Annotated in this window: 14 protein-coding genes; 9 read left to right on the top strand and 5 right to left on the bottom strand. The window is 67.6% G+C overall.

Going from position 1 to position 15,962, the window contains the following annotated elements; genetic code table 11:
• Positions 1 to 148: 148 nt before the first annotated feature.
• Positions 149 to 1,420: a GGDEF domain-containing protein gene (locus GQY20_RS19535; RefSeq protein WP_232476159.1), complete on the bottom strand. Its 1,272-nt coding sequence runs from the start codon at positions 1,418 to 1,420 to the stop codon at positions 149 to 151.
• 462 nt (positions 1,421 to 1,882) lie between these two features.
• Here GQY20_RS19535 and GQY20_RS19530 point away from each other — a divergent pair, with 462 nt between their 5' ends.
• Both GQY20_RS19530 and GQY20_RS19525 read left to right on the top strand, forming a co-directional pair.
• Complete coding sequence (locus tag GQY20_RS19530; RefSeq protein WP_157218816.1) at positions 1,883 to 3,010, top strand: DUF3089 domain-containing protein; 1,128 nt, start codon at positions 1,883 to 1,885, stop codon at positions 3,008 to 3,010.
• 619 nt (positions 3,011 to 3,629) lie between these two features.
• On the top strand, positions 3,630 to 4,817 hold the full coding sequence (locus GQY20_RS19525) for an elongation factor Tu (protein ID WP_157218815.1): 1,188 nt from the start codon (positions 3,630 to 3,632) through the stop codon (positions 4,815 to 4,817).
• Between the two features lie 71 nt (positions 4,818 to 4,888).
• Here GQY20_RS19525 and GQY20_RS19520 read toward each other — a convergent pair whose 3' ends face one another.
• Positions 4,889 to 6,889 (bottom strand): molybdopterin-containing oxidoreductase family protein, encoded by a 2,001-nt coding sequence (locus GQY20_RS19520; RefSeq protein WP_157218814.1) that lies wholly within the window; start codon positions 6,887 to 6,889, stop codon positions 4,889 to 4,891.
• A gap of 216 nt (positions 6,890 to 7,105) precedes the next feature.
• Between GQY20_RS19520 and GQY20_RS19515 the strand changes: the two genes are divergently transcribed.
• Entirely contained in the window at positions 7,106 to 7,336 is a 231-nt protein-coding gene (locus GQY20_RS19515; protein ID WP_157218813.1) for a hypothetical protein, read from the top strand.
• On the opposite strand, the gene GQY20_RS19510 is transcribed toward GQY20_RS19515, so the two are convergent.
• The gene (locus GQY20_RS19510) at positions 7,312 to 7,659 is read right to left on the bottom strand and encodes a hypothetical protein (RefSeq protein WP_232476173.1); all 348 of its coding nucleotides are present in this window, start codon (positions 7,657 to 7,659) and stop codon (positions 7,312 to 7,314) included. The two genes, GQY20_RS19515 and GQY20_RS19510, sit on opposite strands and share 25 nt — an antisense overlap.
• 289 nt (positions 7,660 to 7,948) lie before the next feature.
• On the opposite strand from GQY20_RS19510, the gene GQY20_RS19505 reads away from it, so the two are divergent.
• From GQY20_RS19505 to GQY20_RS19495, 3 genes are all read left to right on the top strand, one after another.
• A complete protein-coding gene (locus tag GQY20_RS19505) occupies positions 7,949 to 9,142 on the top strand; it encodes a flavin-dependent monooxygenase (protein ID WP_157218811.1) in 1,194 nt (397 codons plus the stop codon).
• A gap of 89 nt (positions 9,143 to 9,231) precedes the next feature.
• Positions 9,232 to 9,942 (top strand): ParB-like protein, encoded by a 711-nt coding sequence (locus GQY20_RS19500; RefSeq protein ID WP_232476158.1) that lies wholly within the window; start codon positions 9,232 to 9,234, stop codon positions 9,940 to 9,942.
• 42 nt (positions 9,943 to 9,984) lie between these two features.
• Complete coding sequence (locus tag GQY20_RS19495) at positions 9,985 to 10,803, top strand: universal stress protein (RefSeq protein WP_232476157.1); 819 nt, start codon at positions 9,985 to 9,987, stop codon at positions 10,801 to 10,803.
• 159 nt (positions 10,804 to 10,962) lie between these two features.
• Here GQY20_RS19495 and GQY20_RS19490 read toward each other — a convergent pair whose 3' ends face one another.
• Both GQY20_RS19490 and GQY20_RS19485 read right to left on the bottom strand, forming a co-directional pair.
• Positions 10,963 to 12,510: a bifunctional aminoglycoside phosphotransferase/ATP-binding protein gene (locus tag GQY20_RS19490; RefSeq protein WP_157218810.1), complete on the bottom strand. Its 1,548-nt coding sequence runs from the start codon at positions 12,508 to 12,510 to the stop codon at positions 10,963 to 10,965.
• The gene (locus GQY20_RS19485) at positions 12,510 to 13,508 is read right to left on the bottom strand and encodes a zinc-dependent alcohol dehydrogenase family protein (protein ID WP_408641130.1); all 999 of its coding nucleotides are present in this window, start codon (positions 13,506 to 13,508) and stop codon (positions 12,510 to 12,512) included. The genes GQY20_RS19490 and GQY20_RS19485 overlap by 1 nt, the downstream gene beginning before the upstream one ends.
• A 258-nt stretch (positions 13,509 to 13,766) precedes the next feature.
• Between GQY20_RS19485 and GQY20_RS19480 the strand changes: the two genes are divergently transcribed.
• From GQY20_RS19480 to GQY20_RS19470, 3 genes are all read left to right on the top strand, one after another.
• Complete coding sequence (locus GQY20_RS19480; RefSeq protein WP_157218809.1) at positions 13,767 to 14,408, top strand: hypothetical protein; 642 nt, start codon at positions 13,767 to 13,769, stop codon at positions 14,406 to 14,408.
• Positions 14,409 to 14,465: 57 nt separating this feature from the next.
• The gene (locus GQY20_RS19475; RefSeq protein WP_157218808.1) at positions 14,466 to 15,077 is read left to right on the top strand and encodes an ATP-binding protein; all 612 of its coding nucleotides are present in this window, start codon (positions 14,466 to 14,468) and stop codon (positions 15,075 to 15,077) included.
• Positions 15,078 to 15,153: 76 nt separating this feature from the next.
• Positions 15,154 to 15,957 (top strand): universal stress protein, encoded by an 804-nt coding sequence (locus GQY20_RS19470; protein WP_157218807.1) that lies wholly within the window; start codon positions 15,154 to 15,156, stop codon positions 15,955 to 15,957.
• Positions 15,958 to 15,962: the final 5 nt, after the last annotated feature.

The raw sequence follows: 15,962 nt of genomic DNA, 5'->3' as shown, positions 1-15,962 counted from the left end.
GCAGATCACAGCGCCGGCGCCGCGACTCCCTAGGATCATCGATGCGACCCGACGGGAAGACCACGACCCTTCCCGTCCCTGCGGCCCGGCGGCGTCTCGTTGCCGGGCCGCCCTTTTTCCGGCTGGCGCGACGAAAGACCGACGGGTCTCAAGACAAAGCAGGATTCAGCCTGTCGGCCGGCCGATTGCCCACCACCCGGTTCCGCCCCAGCCGCTTGGCCTCGTAGAGATGCAGATCGGCATGGTGGATCAGCTCCAATATATTGGCGCCGTCCGTCGGCGCGGTCGCCACGCCGATGCTGACCGTGGGCGTGATCGCGAGCGTGTTCTCCAGCGCCGCCGGCACCGACCGGCGCAGCCGCTCGGCATGCGCCATCGCCACCTCATGGCTCATGCCCTCGCACAGCACGACGAATTCCTCGCCACCGTAACGGAACACCTGGTCGCTGGCACGGACCGACTTGCGCAGCGTTTCGGCGATGCGGCGCAGCACGTCGTCGCCGGTGACGTGGCCGTAGCGATCGTTGATATCCTTGAAATGATCGACGTCGACGATCGCGACGCTGAGCGGCCTCTGCTCGGCCAGCGCGCGCGCGACGCTGGACTGCGCGATCGCCTCGAAGCGGCTGCGATCCGCCACGCCGGTCAGCGCGTCGATGCCGGACCGCTCGAGCAGCGCCTCGTAGCGATGGCGATAGGTCAGCTTTCCGAACAGGTCGGAGAGGCGCTCCGTTCCGTCCCGCGACATCACCACCGGCTCGAACCAGCGCAGATAGGCCGCGATGAGAAGCGAATAGACGATCGCCGCGCCGGATTTCGCCAGCCAGCCGCCGAGCAGTGCGCTGGGCGGCGCGCCGGAGATGATCCGCAGCCCCTGGTAGAACATGAGCTGATCGAAGGTGAGCACGAGGATCAGCGCGATCGACGCACGCATCACCGGATGGCTGCCGAACAGCCGTCCCAACCGCTCATAGATCATGATGAGGCCCAGGCTGTCGACAAACAGCAGAGCCGTCCCCCAGACCATGAGCGCGCCAAGCTGATCGAGCAGATTGAGATCCGGATTATAGCCGTTCATCGGCACCGGCGTGTAGAAACGCAGGATGAAGGCAAGCGCCACCATGAGCATGTTGCCGATCAACAGGCCGTAGATCGGCTGGCGCACCGTCTCGGCATCCTCGCGAATGTAGAGCAGCAGGATCATCGCCAGCTTGCCGGAGAACATCACGGTCGAGCCCGGCGAGATCAGTCCGAAGGGAAGCTCGATGAAGAAGACCGCGGCGAGATAGGTTTCGAGGAAATGCATCACGCCGAGCGCGCAGACGAACACCCCGATGCCGAGACGACGGCGGCTGTGGAACAGCAGCGTCATCACCGAGAAATAGAGCAGCGCCTGCGCGAGCAGGACAAAAGTGCCCATCATCGTCTTCCGGCCCCCCGACGGAGACGGCATCGAATCGCCGTACGCCTACCCTGTCAAGGAAACGAAGCCCGGCAGAGCCGCTCCATTGCCCCCGACGCCACACGCGATCGCCCCGGGGTCCGGCGTTTCCGAATCGGGCCGATCGAACGGCGCCCTTAGCCAGCGCGCGGGCCGCTGTCGAATCCTCCGCCCACGGCCTGCCTCATTTTCCCGCGATGGCGGCGAGCGGGCGCGCCCCTGGTCTGTTTCAGCACGTCGCAATCAGGCGCCTCTCCTCCGACGGGTCGAGCGTCAGGGCGCAGCGCCGCCTCGATCTTAGCGGCCTGATCCACCGGGCAATGATGGATCGCCACGCTCGGCAGGCCGGAGGCGACCAATATACCCAGCAAGGCGTCGCACAGGATGTTGCACCGCCACGATTTGCGCTATCGGGGCACGGCGCGAAAATAGAGGTGTCCGATGGTTTCGATCGACCGGATTCGCGTACTGCTGCTCCTTGTCCTGATTTCGCTGTGGCCCGCTCTGGCCGCGGCTCAAACCGCTGCTGCCGAGCCTCCTGCCCCTACGCCGGTCGATTATGGCGCGCCCGCATCCTGGCTTTGCCGGCCAGGGAGCGAAGGACCCTGCACCGACGGGCTGGACGCGATGATCGTGTCCGGCGAGGGCACGCGCCGGCGCGAGGCGTTCGTTCCGGCGGCCGATCCGCCGATCGACTGTTTCTACGTCTATCCGACCGCCTCACGCGAGCAGGGCAGCTATGCCGACATGACGCCCAGCCCGGAACTGGTGAGGGTTGCACGCGCCCAGGCCGGGCGGCTTGCCTCGCGATGCCGGCTGTTCGTACCGCTTTATCGCCAGGTGACCCTTGCCGCCCTGTTCAAGCGGCTGGCCGGCGATCCCGCGACCGACAAGAGCCTGCCCTATCGGGACGTGCTCGATGCCTGGACCTGGTATCTGGCGCACGACAATCATGGACGCGGCGTGGTCCTGATCGGCCACAGCCAGGGCACGATCCTGCTCCAGCACCTGATCGCCGCCGAGATCGACGGCAAGCCGGCGCAGAAGCGGATCGTCTCGATCATGCTGGCCGGCGATCCGGGGCTGCTGGTACCGGATCACGCCACGATCGGCGGCACGTTCAAGCACATCCCGCTCTGCGCCGGCGCGGATCAGACCGGCTGCGTCTATACGTGGAGCAGCTATGCCGCCGACGACACGAGCCCGACGCGCGCGTTCGGACGCAACCGACGGGCGGGGCTGGTCGCCGCCTGCGTCAACCCGGCCGCACCGGGCGGTGGCGACGGGATGCTCGAGGCCTATCTGCCCAAGCCGAAAATGGCGCCGGACGACGATCCGCCGTGGGTGAAGGTGGTGGGACAGCTATCGGCACGCTGCGTCTCGGATGCGGACGGAAACGTGCTCAGCATATCGGTGCAGGATACGCCCTTTGCCGGCCTGCTGCACGAGGTGCTTCAGCGGACGTCGGCGATGCCGGGCTGGGGCTTGCACCGGCTCGATATCAACCTGGCCCAGGGCAATATGCTCGACCTCATCGACGCCGAAACGCGGACATGGGCAAAGCATTGATGCTCATTCTGCGCCACCCCCGCGAGCACTGCTTGAAATGCCCGACTTTCGGTGATAACGGGCAGAACAGTTTTCAAGGATCAGACATAGATGCCAGCAGTCGGACATGAAAAAGGACTAGGAACACCGGCAGGTAATGTCGGCGACCGCCTAGTATATCATATCGAAATCTGACGCGTCTTCTGCTTGCAGGAGGCGAACGGCCTCCTTTGTCTACAAAGACCCTGGACGGCCCGAGCCTCCAGGGTTTTTTCATGGCGCCCGCAGCGCGCCGCACCGAAAGGAGCTGGGCCATGGCCCGTGCCGAAACGATCAATGCCATGAACCCGAGCGACGGCGCCCCATGCGCCGGCGCCGGACTATGGCGCATCGCCTTCTGACGCCCCACGCCGTTTCTGCCTGGGGACCGTCCGCCTGACGGAACCCGGCCTTCGACGCTTCGAGAAAGGCTCGCCGGGTCCCGCCCGGCGAGCCTTTTGCTTTTTGGGCCGCACGCGCCGTGCGCGCCGGCCCTCCACCGAATTGGCGCGCCAATGCCAACCGCCGTGCGAGCCCAGTCAGGCCAACCGGGCCCGCACGGCAACTCGAAAGCCCCCACGATGGGGGCAGGAGAAAGACCATGTCTATCAAGACCCATGTCAATGTCGGCACGATCGGCCATGTCGATCACGGCAAGACCACGCTGACCTCGGCCATCACCCTGGTCCAGGCGGCGCGGCTGGGCGGAAAGGGCCTATCGTTCGACCAGATCGACAAGGCCCCGGAGGAGAAGGCCCGCGGCATCACCATCAACACCGCGCATGTGGAATATGAGTCCGAGACCCGGCACTATGCCCACATCGATTGTCCCGGCCACGCCGATTATGTGAAGAACATGATCACCGGCGCCTCGCAGATGGACGGCGCGATCCTGCTCGTCGACGCCACCAAGGGCGCGGCGAAGCAGACGATCGAGCATGTCCTGCTCGCGCGGCAGGTGAATGTCCGTCACATCGTGGTGTTCGTGAACAAGATGGACATGCTCGATCCGTCCGATCACGACGACATGAAGGCGCTCATCCAGCTGGAGACGGGCGAACTGCTCGCTTCGCAGGGCTATGCCGACGCGCCGTTCGTCTTCGGCAGCGCGCTCGGCGCGATCGAGGCGGCGCGGCGCGGCGATCTCGACCATCCCGACGTGCGGGCGATCGTCGACCTCGTCGCGGCGTTGGACGCGCATGTTCCGGACCCCGTCCGGGACTATGACGGCCCGTTCCTGATGCCGATCGAGGGCGTGCACACCATTCCGGGCCGCGGCACGGTCGTTTCCGGCCGGGTCGAGCGCGGGGTGCTCAAGGTGGGCGACGCCGTCGAGATCATCGGCCGCGACAATGAGGGCGCACCGGTGATCGTGACCGGCACCCAGGCCTTCCGGAAGGACATATCGGAGGCCCGGGCGGGCATGAACGTCGGCCTGTTGCTGCGCGGCCTGAAGCGCGACGATGTGGTGCGCGGCCAGGTGCTGAGCGCCCCCGGCGTGATCAAGGCGCGGACGATGGGCAGCGCCCGGATCTTCGTCCTCACGCGCGAGGAAGGCGGCCGTCACACGCCGTTCGCGAGCGGCTACCGCCCGCAATTCTTCTTCGGGGTGACCGACGTCACCGGCGTCATCCAGGTCGAGGATGGCGGCGAGGTGTCGCCGGGCGATCAGGCGGAGATCCGCTTCACGCTCAACAAGCCCGTCGGCATCGAGCCCGGTGTGCGCTTCGCGTTGCGTGAAGGCGGCCGCACCGTTGGCGCGGGCCTGGTGACGGAGGTCACCGGCTGAACGGTTCCCGGCCCCGGCACCTGCCGGGGCCGGGGATTGGCTTATTCATCCTCCCCGCACGCGAGGATGAATCAGACCGCGCTGACCGAGACGGCCAGGCCCGACATGCGCGGCATGCCGGTGAGCGGGTCGACATCGTCGCAGCTGGTGAGCTGGTTGACATTATAGGGGCCGGCGAAGCCGTGCGGCACGGTCATCACCCCGCGCTGCAGGGTGCGGTCGAGCTCGACCACGCCTTCGATCGCGCCATGGGCGCTGCGCACGATCGCGGGCGCGCCGTCGGTGAGGCCGGCATCGGCCGCATCCTCGGGGCTGAGCAGGATCGAGGGGTGGTCGCGTGGGTCCATGATCCGGGAGTTGATGTGATGGCGCTGACGGCGGGGGATCAGCACCAGCGGCGCGGGCGGCTCCATCTCGGCGAGCTGGTCGACCAGCGGCTGTGGGGCCAGGCGCCAGCCGCCGAGACCGTCGGCGAAGCGCTCCAGCCATCCGATCGCGACCGGCGCGTCGACGACATAGCGTTCCTGACGCAGCCGATCGATGCCGTGGCGTCCGCGCGCGGCGATATGCGCCAGCACATCCTCGTCGCTGGCGGTATCGGGATCGAGGCCCGGCAGGAAATCATGGCCGAGCCTTTTGCCGAGCTGCGCCATCGTCCACCAGTAGGAGCGCATGCCCGGCGGCGGCGAGACCACCGCGGGGGTATATTGGCTGGCGACGGCCGGAAAGGAGACGTCGACGGCAAGCGGCAGGTCGGCACGCTCGAGCTGGTCCTTCGCCGGGAAGACATGGGTGGAAACGGCCGTCGTGGCGGTCTCGATGATCTCCACCGTTGCCAGCACCTCCAGCCGGGCGAGCGCGGCCAGGGTGCGATCGGTCTGCGGCAGGCAGGTGGCGAGATTGCCGCTCATGTTGAGGATCGCGCGCAAATGGCCCGCCTCGATCTCGTCGGGAATCGCGGCGGAGGGATATTCGCCCAGCACCGTCAGAAGCTCGGGCCGGCTGCGCGGGCCCGGCATGCGCCAGCCCTCGGGCGGAGCGGCGGGAATCTCCTGCCGGTCGATCTGGGCGAGGAAGCCCGGATTGATCCAGGCGCCGCCCTCCCGGTCGAGCGAGCCGGTGACGATCATCAGCGCCCAGCTCAGCCACTGGGTGACGTTGGCGGCGCGCGACATCGAGATGCCCGTGCCGGTCTCGACGCAGAGCCGGCCGGCACGGCGCACGGCGGCGAGCAGGTCCTGAAGGTCCGCCGCGGCGATGCCCGAAACCGCCTCGGCACGCGACAGATCGAAGGGGGCGACGGCGGCGGCCAATCCGTCCAGCCCTTGCGCATGCGCCGCCAGATAGGCGTGATCGGCGCCGTCCTGCAGCAGCTCGCGGATCAGCCAGGCGAGTATCGCATAGTCGCTGCCCGGCCGCGGCATGAGATGGCGGTTGGCCTTGGCCGCCGTCTCGGTGCGGCGCGGATCGAGCACCCAGACCTCGCCCTGCGCCACCGCCTCGCGCAGCCGCGCGGCGGGCACGTTGAGCATCGAGGTATGGCCGTGCGAGACCACCGGATTGGTGCCGATGTAGAGGATCATCCGGCAGCGGGCGAAATCGGGCCGGCTCATCATGCCGCCGATGCCGGCCATCATCTCCGACACCAGCATCTTCGACATGACGTCGACCGACATGTCGCTATAGACCGCCGGCGTGCCGAGCGCGGCGGGGATGGCGCGCGCCACATGATAGGCGGCGGCATCCATATAGCCGCCCCCGCCGAGGAAGATGCCGATCGCCTGCGGCCCGTCGCTGTCGATGATTCGGCGGAGCTTGTCCGCGAGATCGTCGAGCGCCTCCTCCCAATCCGCGCGGACGAGCGCGCCGTCCCGGCGGATCCGGGGATGGAGCAGGCGGTCGGGGCCGTGATGGACGCGCGGAAGTCCCCTGCCCTTCGAGCAGCTATAGCCTTGGGTCAGCGGATGATCGGTGTCGCCGCGCACGCGCAGCACCTGCTGGCCCTCCACCTCCACGACGAGGCCGCACGCCGACGTGCAGACCCGGCAGAACGACTTGATCTCGGTCGCCATATCCTCTCCTCCGCATCTGATCGGGGCTGAGGCCCGCGCCGTGCCGGATGGGCGATCCTAATCGAGCGGACCGGCCTCGCAAAGCGGCGCAAGACCGGCGCAAGGACGAAATGCTGTGCCGGAAGGACAATGCAAGTCTTCCGAAAGTTGCGCTACCGTCTCGAACTGTGACGTGCATCACTGCGCAGCGCGTCGGGCCGCCCTTATCCGGGAGGCATGAGACGCTTATTCTGCCTGTTCGGCTTTCACCGCCATGGCCGCGTCCGCGAGAGCGGGCGGCGGCTTCGTTCCAGCTGCATCGATTGCCAGATCGGCCTCGTGCAGGATCATATGCGACAGTGGGTGACGCTGGAGCAGGACGCGCGCGTCGAGATGCGCCGCCAGGAACTGAGAGCGCAGGCCACCGCCCGCGCGACTGCGCGTCAGCGACCGCGGATGCGGCCGTAGCGCGAATTCTCGAAGGAGATCACCGCGCCGGCATTGTCGCCAAGCGGGATCGCCGCCGTGCCGAACACACCCCGCGCGCCATTGGTGCCGACCATCGCGCCGATCTCACCATGGATGGCGTTGCGATCGCTGCCACTGCCGGAAAGCCCGGACCGCGCAGCGTTGACCGTCGCCTCGGTCTGCTGCGCGGAGAGCGCCTGCTTCTGTTCGGGGGTAAGGCGAATGATTTCGCCCGGCGCGACGTCCGCCACCTGCGCATGAACGCTCCCGGCCGCCGCTAGCGAGGAGGCGAACAGAGGCAGGATGAAGGCGATGCGACACATGGGCACGACGAGGATGTGCGACGGGAAGTCTGAAGCGCAGGTGAATGACGGGACGAAGACGATCGAGCATCTGAGCCATGACCAGGACATCCGGAGATGGATCTCGATACGCCTCGACCATGACATAGTGCACCCGTATCGGGATGATACTGCCGTTTTGCGTTCTCATAACGCCATATCGCAACGCAAATCGAGCGTATTTTGACGCAAGTCAAAGCTCTGGCGACTGCAAGGCGCATGCTTGCCCTATGTCCGTGGCGCACGCCAGCGGGCGCGCAAGGAGCAGAACATGGCCAGGACACTCGCATCCCCCGTCGATCCGATCGATCTCGTCGCGCAGGCGCGCGCACTGATCCCGGTGCTGCGCGAACGCGCGGCGGAGGCCGAGGCCGCCTGCCGCATCCCCGATGCCACGATCGAGGATCTGCGTCGGCATGGCCTGTTTCGCATCCTCCAGCCCAGGGCATGGGGCGGTTACGAGCTGGATCCGGCCGATTTCTTCACCGTGCAGATGGCGCTGGCCGAAGGCTGCATGTCCACTGCCTGGGTCTATGGCGTCGTCGCCGTGCACAACTGGCAGCTCGCGCTCTTCGATCCACAGGCGCAGGCAGAGGTGTGGAGCGACGACCCCGACATGCGCATCGCCTCCTCCTACATGCCCAAGGCACAGGTGACGCCGGTGGAAGGCGGCTATCGCATCTCCGGCCGCTGGGGCTTTTCAAGCGGGGTGGAGCATTGCGGCTGGGTTTTCCTCGGCGGCCTCGTACCATCCGCGGACGGAGCAGGACCGCCCGATTACCGCACCTTCCTGGTCCCCCGCAGCGACTTCGAGATCGCCCGCATTTGGGACACGCTCGGCCTGCGCGGCACCGGCAGCCAGGATGTGATCGTGAACGACGCCTTCGTGCCGGCCTATCGCACGCACCGCTCCAAGGACGGCTTCGCTGCGACCAGCCCGGGGCTCAAGCTCAATCCCGCGCCGCTCTATCGCCTGCCCTTCGGCCAGATCTTCGTCCGGGCGGTCTCCTCCTCCGCGATCGGTGCGCTGAGAGGCGCGCTGGACGCGTTTCGCGCCTCGGCCGCGAAACGCTTCAGCAGCAACGATTTCTCGCGCAGCGCCGAGGATCCGGCGGTGCTGCTCCTCATCGCAGAAACCGCCTCGGCGATCGACGAGATGGAACGTAGCCTGCTGCACAATTTCGACGTGCTGATGACCCAGGCGCGGGCGGACCAGCCTTTCGACCTGGAAGAAAGGCTGTTGTTCCGTTTCCAATCCGCACAGATACTCGATCGCTGCGCTGGACTGATCACCCGGATGTTCCATGCGGGCGGCGCACAGGGCGTCTATCGGGACGGGCCGCTTGCGCGCGCCTTCGCCGACATCCACACCGGCCGCACCCACGTCGCCAACAATCCCGACAAGGTGGGCCGCAATTTCGGCGGCGTGCTTCTCGGCCAGGCGAATGGCGACAGCTTCGTGTGAAAGCCTGCCTCTCCGTAAGTCTACCGATACCCGCGGCATGGAGTGCGGCCTAGCCGGTAACGGAATCATCAGGGGACCATCGGCGCATCATGACCGCCAATCCATGCATGGACGATCCATCGCCCGCCATCCTCACCGGGCCTGTGCCCCAGCACGATGGCGGGCGCTATGGCAGCTTTGCAATCGACGCGCTGCGCCCGACACAGATGACACTCGGTTATGATCTCGTGGCGCGCAAGCGGAGGCGATGGCGGTCCTACAACGGAGCCCAGCGCCGCGTGACGTTGCGCGCGCATCCGCTGCAGGTCGTGATCGATCCGGACGGCGCGCCCTGGATGATCGACCGTCACCATCTCGTCCGTGCGCTTCACGAGGAAGGGGTGGCTCGGATCCCCGCGCGCATCCTCCGTCTGCCCAGGCGCATGGCAGGCATGCCCTTTCCGTACGCGCTGCAGGCGCTGGGATGGCTGCACCCGTTCGACGCGGGCGGGCGACTGCGCACGCCGGACGAGCTGCCGCACCATATCGGCGCGCTGGTCGACGATCCCTATCGCTCCCTGGCAGGCCGGCTGCGCGATGCCGGCGGCTATACCAAGGCCGGGGCGCCCTTCGCCGAATTCCGCTGGGCTGATTTTCTGCGCTGCCACCTGCCGCCCGAACGGCTCGCCGCCGATCCGCAGGCGGCGTTACGCGAGGCGCTGTGGCTGGCACGCAGCCCGGCTGCGGCGGATCTGCCCGGCTGGCGCGGTGAGACCGCTCCCGATGCGTATTATTCCTTACAGATCGCCGCCGCGTCCTGAGTCATCACTCTATCGCCGGCCGCGCGGAAGGATATGCGGCCCATGCTGGAGGTTCGCATGAAGAATATCCTGCTGCTCGTGCATGACGATCCCGGTGAAGAAGCGCGGTTGCAGGCGGCGCTGGATCTCACCCGTGCCCTTTCGGGCCATCTGAGCTGTATCGACGTGGTCGAGATGCCGGTACTGGTCGGCGCCGGCTATATGATGGCGGATGCCGAACTGGCGCTGCTCGAGGATGCACGCGAACGCGAGGCGCGCAACCGCGCGCGGCTGGAAGCGCGGCTCGCCAGGGAAGACGTGTCCTGGGACATGAAGGACGCCACCGGCGGCTTCGTCGAGACAATCAGGGAGGTTGCCGGGCTGAGCGATCTCATCGTGCTGAACACCGCATTCGCCGACCGCCAGCCGCCCGACATGCGCGCCGTTGCGGCCGATCTGGTGATGAGCGCCGGCCAGCCGATCGTCGCCGTACCCGCCGATGCGCATGGACTGGATGTGGGCGGCGACGTGCTGATCGCATGGAATGGTTCGGCGCCCGCACAGGAGACGCTGCGCGCCGCGACGCCGCTGCTCGCGCTGGCCCGCTCGGTGACGCTCGCCGAGTTCGGCGAAATCGCCGGCCCGGCGGCAGAGGACGCCGCCGCCTATCTGTCGCGCCATGGCATCCATGCGGATATCCAGCGCCGGCCGATCGGCGGGGACGGGGTCGCCGCCACGCTGCTCGCGGCCTGCCACGCGATGCATCCCGCTTATTGCCTGCTCGGCGCCTATGGCCATTCCCGGCTGCGCGAGGGCCTGTTCGGCGGCGTCACCCGGGCGATGCTCAAGGACAGCCCGGTTCCCTTGCTGATCGCACATTAGATCTGCGCGATATGGGAGTCGCACAGCTTGCTTTTAGCCTTGGGGTCGCATCGTTTGCGAAGTTGGTGGGCTAAGCTGTTGGCCCGGAAATCCGGGTAGCGAAAGCGCTGAGAGCCGTGATGTTCGGCTGATCGATACGTAAATCCCAGTTCGTCACCCTCAAGCACGATCGTCCGGCAGGGACAGGCGTGCACATGCCCGCGCTGTCACCTCCCGCATGTCCCCATCGGACGGCACGATCTGCCAGGCGCCCAGGGCCCCGACGTCGAGCCGGGACTGCGCCCGGGCGATGGCGCCATCGGCGTCCGAGGCGTCGCCCTGTCGCCGCTCGACGCGCACGACGCGTTCGGCTTCGTCCGAATGAAGCCAGAGTCCATCGAAACGGGCACCGGCGGTCGCAGCGACATACGCTATGGCCGCGCGTTCTCCCGTCCGCGCGAACACCGCATCCGCCACCACGGACTGGCCACCGGCCAGCGCGTCGGCGGCGAGCCGGTCCAGCAACGCGAAGACGCGCGCCGTGACCGGAGGCGTATAATGCTCCGGCCCGAGCCGGGTCTCGGGCGGGCGTCCGGCGAGCCGCTTGCGCAACACGTCGCTGCGCAGGATGCGGGCGCCGGGCGGCGGATCGAGCCGGTAGGCGAGCGCGCGCGCCAATGTCGACTTGCCTGTGCCGGAAAAGCCGCCGATCGCGACGAGCCGTGCCGCGCATGGCGCCAGCAGGTGCTCCGCCAGCGCCAGATAGGACGTCGCCTCCACCTCGGAAGCCCCGTCCGCCGGATCACGCACCGCCTCCCCCGCGGCAATATGCGCCCGGATCGTGGCACGTATCGAAAGAAAGAGCGGCATCAGGCACAGGCCGTCCTCATCCTCCGGCGAGAGATCGAGATAGCGGTTGAGCAGGATGTTCGCCTCGCGCTGCCGCCCGCGATGCCATAGGTCCATCACCAGGAAAGCGAGATCGTAGAGCAGATCTGTCGTCGCCAGCGCGTCGCTGAATTCCAGGCAGTCGAACGGCGTGGCCGCGCCGTCGATCAGCGCGATATTGGCGAGATGGAGGTCGCCGTGGCCCCGCCGCACCCGCCCGGCGCATGCGCGCGCATCCAGCCGGTCGGCGAAGCGATCGATCCACTCATGCTGTAGCCGGCACAGGGCCTCGACGCGATCGGGCCGCAGAACCGCGGCACTTTCGGCCATGCTCTCGGCATTGCCGTCGACGATCGCGCGCATCGCCTCGGCACCCGGCACGCCGCGATCGGCGGGGGCCGCGGCGTGGAGCGCGCGGATACGATCGGCGAGCGGCAGGATCAGCCCGTCGTCGATCGGTCCACGATTTGCGAGCCGATCGAGCAGCGCGTCATCGGGGAAGCGGCGCATTTCGAGCAGCCAGTCCGCCGCCGCGCCTTCGCCATCCAGCCGGTAGCCGCCGTCAGGATCGCCCGCGACGACGTGGACGGCCAGATAGAGATCCGGCGCGGTCCGCCGGTTGAGCCGCAGCTCCGCCTCCAGCGCCTGATGCCGCGCCTCGGCGGTGGAGAAATCGAGATAGGAATAATGCGCCGCGCGCTTGAGCTTCCAAGCCCGGTCCCGCGTCAGGAAGACCATCGCGGCATGGGTATCGATCCGTCTTTCCACCGGCGCGCCGAGCCCACCGCCTTCGAGGAAGGCGATCACGCCGTCCTGCGGCCCGGTCTGTCCGGCCGCCATCAGGACGAACGGGAAGGCGGCACGAGAACCGCCGCGCCTTCGATCCGGCCGTCGCGCAGCATCGCCATCGCCTCGTTCGCCCGATTGAGCGGGAAGCTGCGGGTGACGGTGCGCACGCCAGCCCGGACGGCGACGTCGAAGAAGCTCGTCCCGTCCTCCCGCGTCAGGTTCGCGACCGAGAGGATCGAGCGCTCGCCCCACAGATCGGCATAAGGAAAGGCGGGGATGTCGCTCATGTGGATGCCGGCGCAGACGACGCGCCCGCCCTTGCGCACCGCCTTCAGCGCCGCCGGCACCAGCGCGCCGACCGGCGCGAACAGCAGGGCCGCATCGAGCGGCTCCGGTGGCAGCGTGTCCGATCCGCCGGCCCAGCAGCAGCCGAGCGAACGGGCGAATGCCTGGCCCTCTTCATCGCCGGGGCGGGTGAAGCCATGCACCGACCGCCCCTGCCAGACCGCGATCTGGGCGAGGATATGCGCGGCGGCGCCAAAGCCGTAGAGGCCGATGCTCCGCCCCTCGCCCGCCAGCCGCAGCGCCCGCCAGCCGATCAGCCCCGCGCAAAGCAGAGGCGCCGCCTCGATATCCCCGAAAGCCGCGGGGATCGCAAAGCAGAAGCGCGCGTCGGCCACCATATGGCTGGCAAAGCCGCCATCCCGGGTGCAGCCGGTGAATTCCGGCGCATCGCACAGATTCTCCTGCCCGTCCCGGCAATAGCGGCACTGGCCACAGCTATGCCCGAGCCAGGGCACGCCGACGCGATTGCCGATCGCGAAACCCTGCACCGCAGCGCCGATCGCCGAGACCCGCCCGACGATCTCATGGCCGGGCACCACCGGATAGCGCGCCGCAATGTCCCCATCGGCAACGTGCAGGTCGGTGCGGCAGACGCCGCAGGCGGCGATCTCGATGAGCAGTTCCTCCGGCCGCGGCACAGGCAAGTCCCGCCTCACCGGGCGAAGCGGCCGGTGCGGCGCCTCGCAGACCATGGCTTCCATCATCGGCATGGGTTCATATTGCACCCCTCCGCGGTTCGCGTCGCTCCGTATCCTCCCGTAGGATCGTACGACAACCCGGCGGCGGCACGGCCGTTCCCCTGTCCTCATTTCGTCACGCATCCCTCCGTATCTCTGCGGATGGCCACGCCGCACGGAAGCGGCGATCAGCGCCCATACGGCTCGACGCAGGGAGACACGCGTGCACGTCCATCTCGCTTTCCACGCCGGCTGGCGGGCCCCGCGCCGCGAGGTCCAACCCGCATGACCAAGCGCATGGAAGAACTGGCGCGGGAGATCGTCCGCCTGCAGGCGGAGCTGGACCGAGAGATATACAGGCGACACAAGCAGCTCGGCTGGTCCGTCAAGGAACGGCTGGTCGAATTCGAGCATGGCGTCGTCGCCGAACAGAAGCGGCTGCGCACCGGCATCGCGGCCTATTTCGCGGATGCGCCGCTGGCTTCTATTCTGTCTTCGCCGGTGATCTATTCGCTGATCATACCGTTCGCGCTGATCGACCTGTGGGTGAGCGCCTATCAGGCGATCTGCTTCCCCATCTATCGCATCCCGCGCGTGCGGCGATCCGCCTACATCAGCTTCGATCGCAGGCGGCTCGCCTATCTCAACTGGGTGGAGGCACTGAACTGCGCCTATTGCGGCTATGCCAACGGCGTCGCCGCCTATGTGCGCGAAGTGGCCGCGCGCACCGAGCAATATTGGTGCCCGATCAAGCATGCGGTGCGGATCAGCGATCCCCATCATCGCTATTTCACCTTTCTCGAATATGGCGATGCAGAAGGCTATCGCGAGCGGCTCGAAAGCTTTCGGGAGCGGCTTCGCAGCGTGAGGGAGGAGCAAGACGGGGAGGCCCCGGCCAAGCCCGGCGGCCCGCCGGCTACGCAATAATCCGGATGGAAGGGCGCGATTTCCGTCGCCACTCTCGCGCAGAGCGAGGAGACAGCGATGCAGCCGAGACCCGTCCCGTTGCAACCCGCGCGCCGCAGATTGAGGGCGGCGGGCAAGCCGCGCCCGGCGCTCGCGCTCGTCGCATCAGATGGAGCCGGACCGGACGACGCCCTCGTGCAACGCCAGCGGCTCGGCCTGCTGGAAGCGGTCGAGGAGGCAGCCCGGATCGCCGCGAGCGCGGCCGGTGCCGAGCGCGAAGAGACGCTGCGCACCTTCGATCTCGGCCAGCGGCTGAGGCAGCTTGAGCCCATGATCCGCGCCTTGGCCGGCCAGCGGATCGACACCGCCATCGACTGTGCGGAGCGCGCATTGCCGGTGCGGCTGGATCCGGCGGCGTTCGATGCGCTGTTGATCGAGCTGCTTACCCGCAGATGCGCGGCGATGCCCGGCCATGGCTATGTGATTCTGCGCGCGCGGCGCGCCCGCGGGCGCATCTGGCTGATCATCGCTGACAGCGGCCGCAATCCGGATCCAGCGCACGCCTCGCTTGCCCACGGCGCGTTGCAGACCGTGCATGGCCGTGCCTATGCGCGCAGCCGATCCGGACACGGCAATATCACAGCGATCAGCCTGCCCGCGATACTCACCCTCTCGACCGGCGACGGCTGATCCACGCCTCCGTACAATCCCGCATTTCCGGTGCGGCCGCATCGGCATAGCGTCGCCTCCCGATGGAGAAGATGCGATGAAAACCGTGCTCTTGCTAATCCATGCGGATCCCGGCCAGGAATCGCGGCTGCAGGCGGCACTGGACCTCACCCGCGCGCTGCGCGGCCATCTGAGCTGCCTGGACGTCACCAGCCCGCTGCAGGTGATGGGCGATTTCTACAATACCGCCGGGAACCTGATGATCCTGGAGGAGGAGCGCGAGCGTGAAGCGCATAATCGCGCCGCGATCGAGACGCGGCTCGCCCATGAGGACGTGCCTTGGGACTGGACGGACATCACCGGCGAGATCGCCCACAGCGTCGTGGACAAAGCGCGGCTCGCCGATATCGTCGTGACCAGCCGGCTGCTCGACACGGCGCTGCTGCCCGACATGCGCGACATCACCGGGCGGATCGTCACCCAGACGCGCAAACCCGTGCTCGCGGTGCCGCAGGCGATGACCCGCTTTGCCGCGACCGGGCGCGCGCTGATCGCGTGGGACGGCTCGCGCACCGCCACCGAGGCGATGCGCGCCGCGATTCCTCTGCTCGCCCTTGCGTCCGACGTGCGGCTGTTCGCGGTGGACGATGGGCGCCGTACACTCTCGCTCAGCGAAGCCGCGGCCTATCTCTCGCGCCACGACATTCATGGCAGCGTCCAATCGGTGCGCGACGGGATCCACGCGGCCGACCGGCTGATCCAGGCGGAATGCGAAGCCTGGCACGCCGATTATGTCGTGATGGGCGCCTATGGCCATGGCCGGCTGAGCGAAGCGGTGTTTGGCGGGGTGACGCGCAGGATGCTGAGCGACAGCCGCCTGCCGCTCCTGCTCGGCCACTGAACCGG

It is taken from the genome of Flavisphingomonas formosensis (assembly GCF_009755815.1).
GTDB classification, from domain to species: domain Bacteria; phylum Pseudomonadota; class Alphaproteobacteria; order Sphingomonadales; family Sphingomonadaceae; genus Flavisphingomonas; species Flavisphingomonas formosensis.
The sequence above is the reverse complement of the archived record's forward strand: the minus strand, read 5'-3'. Positions and strand labels throughout refer to the sequence as shown.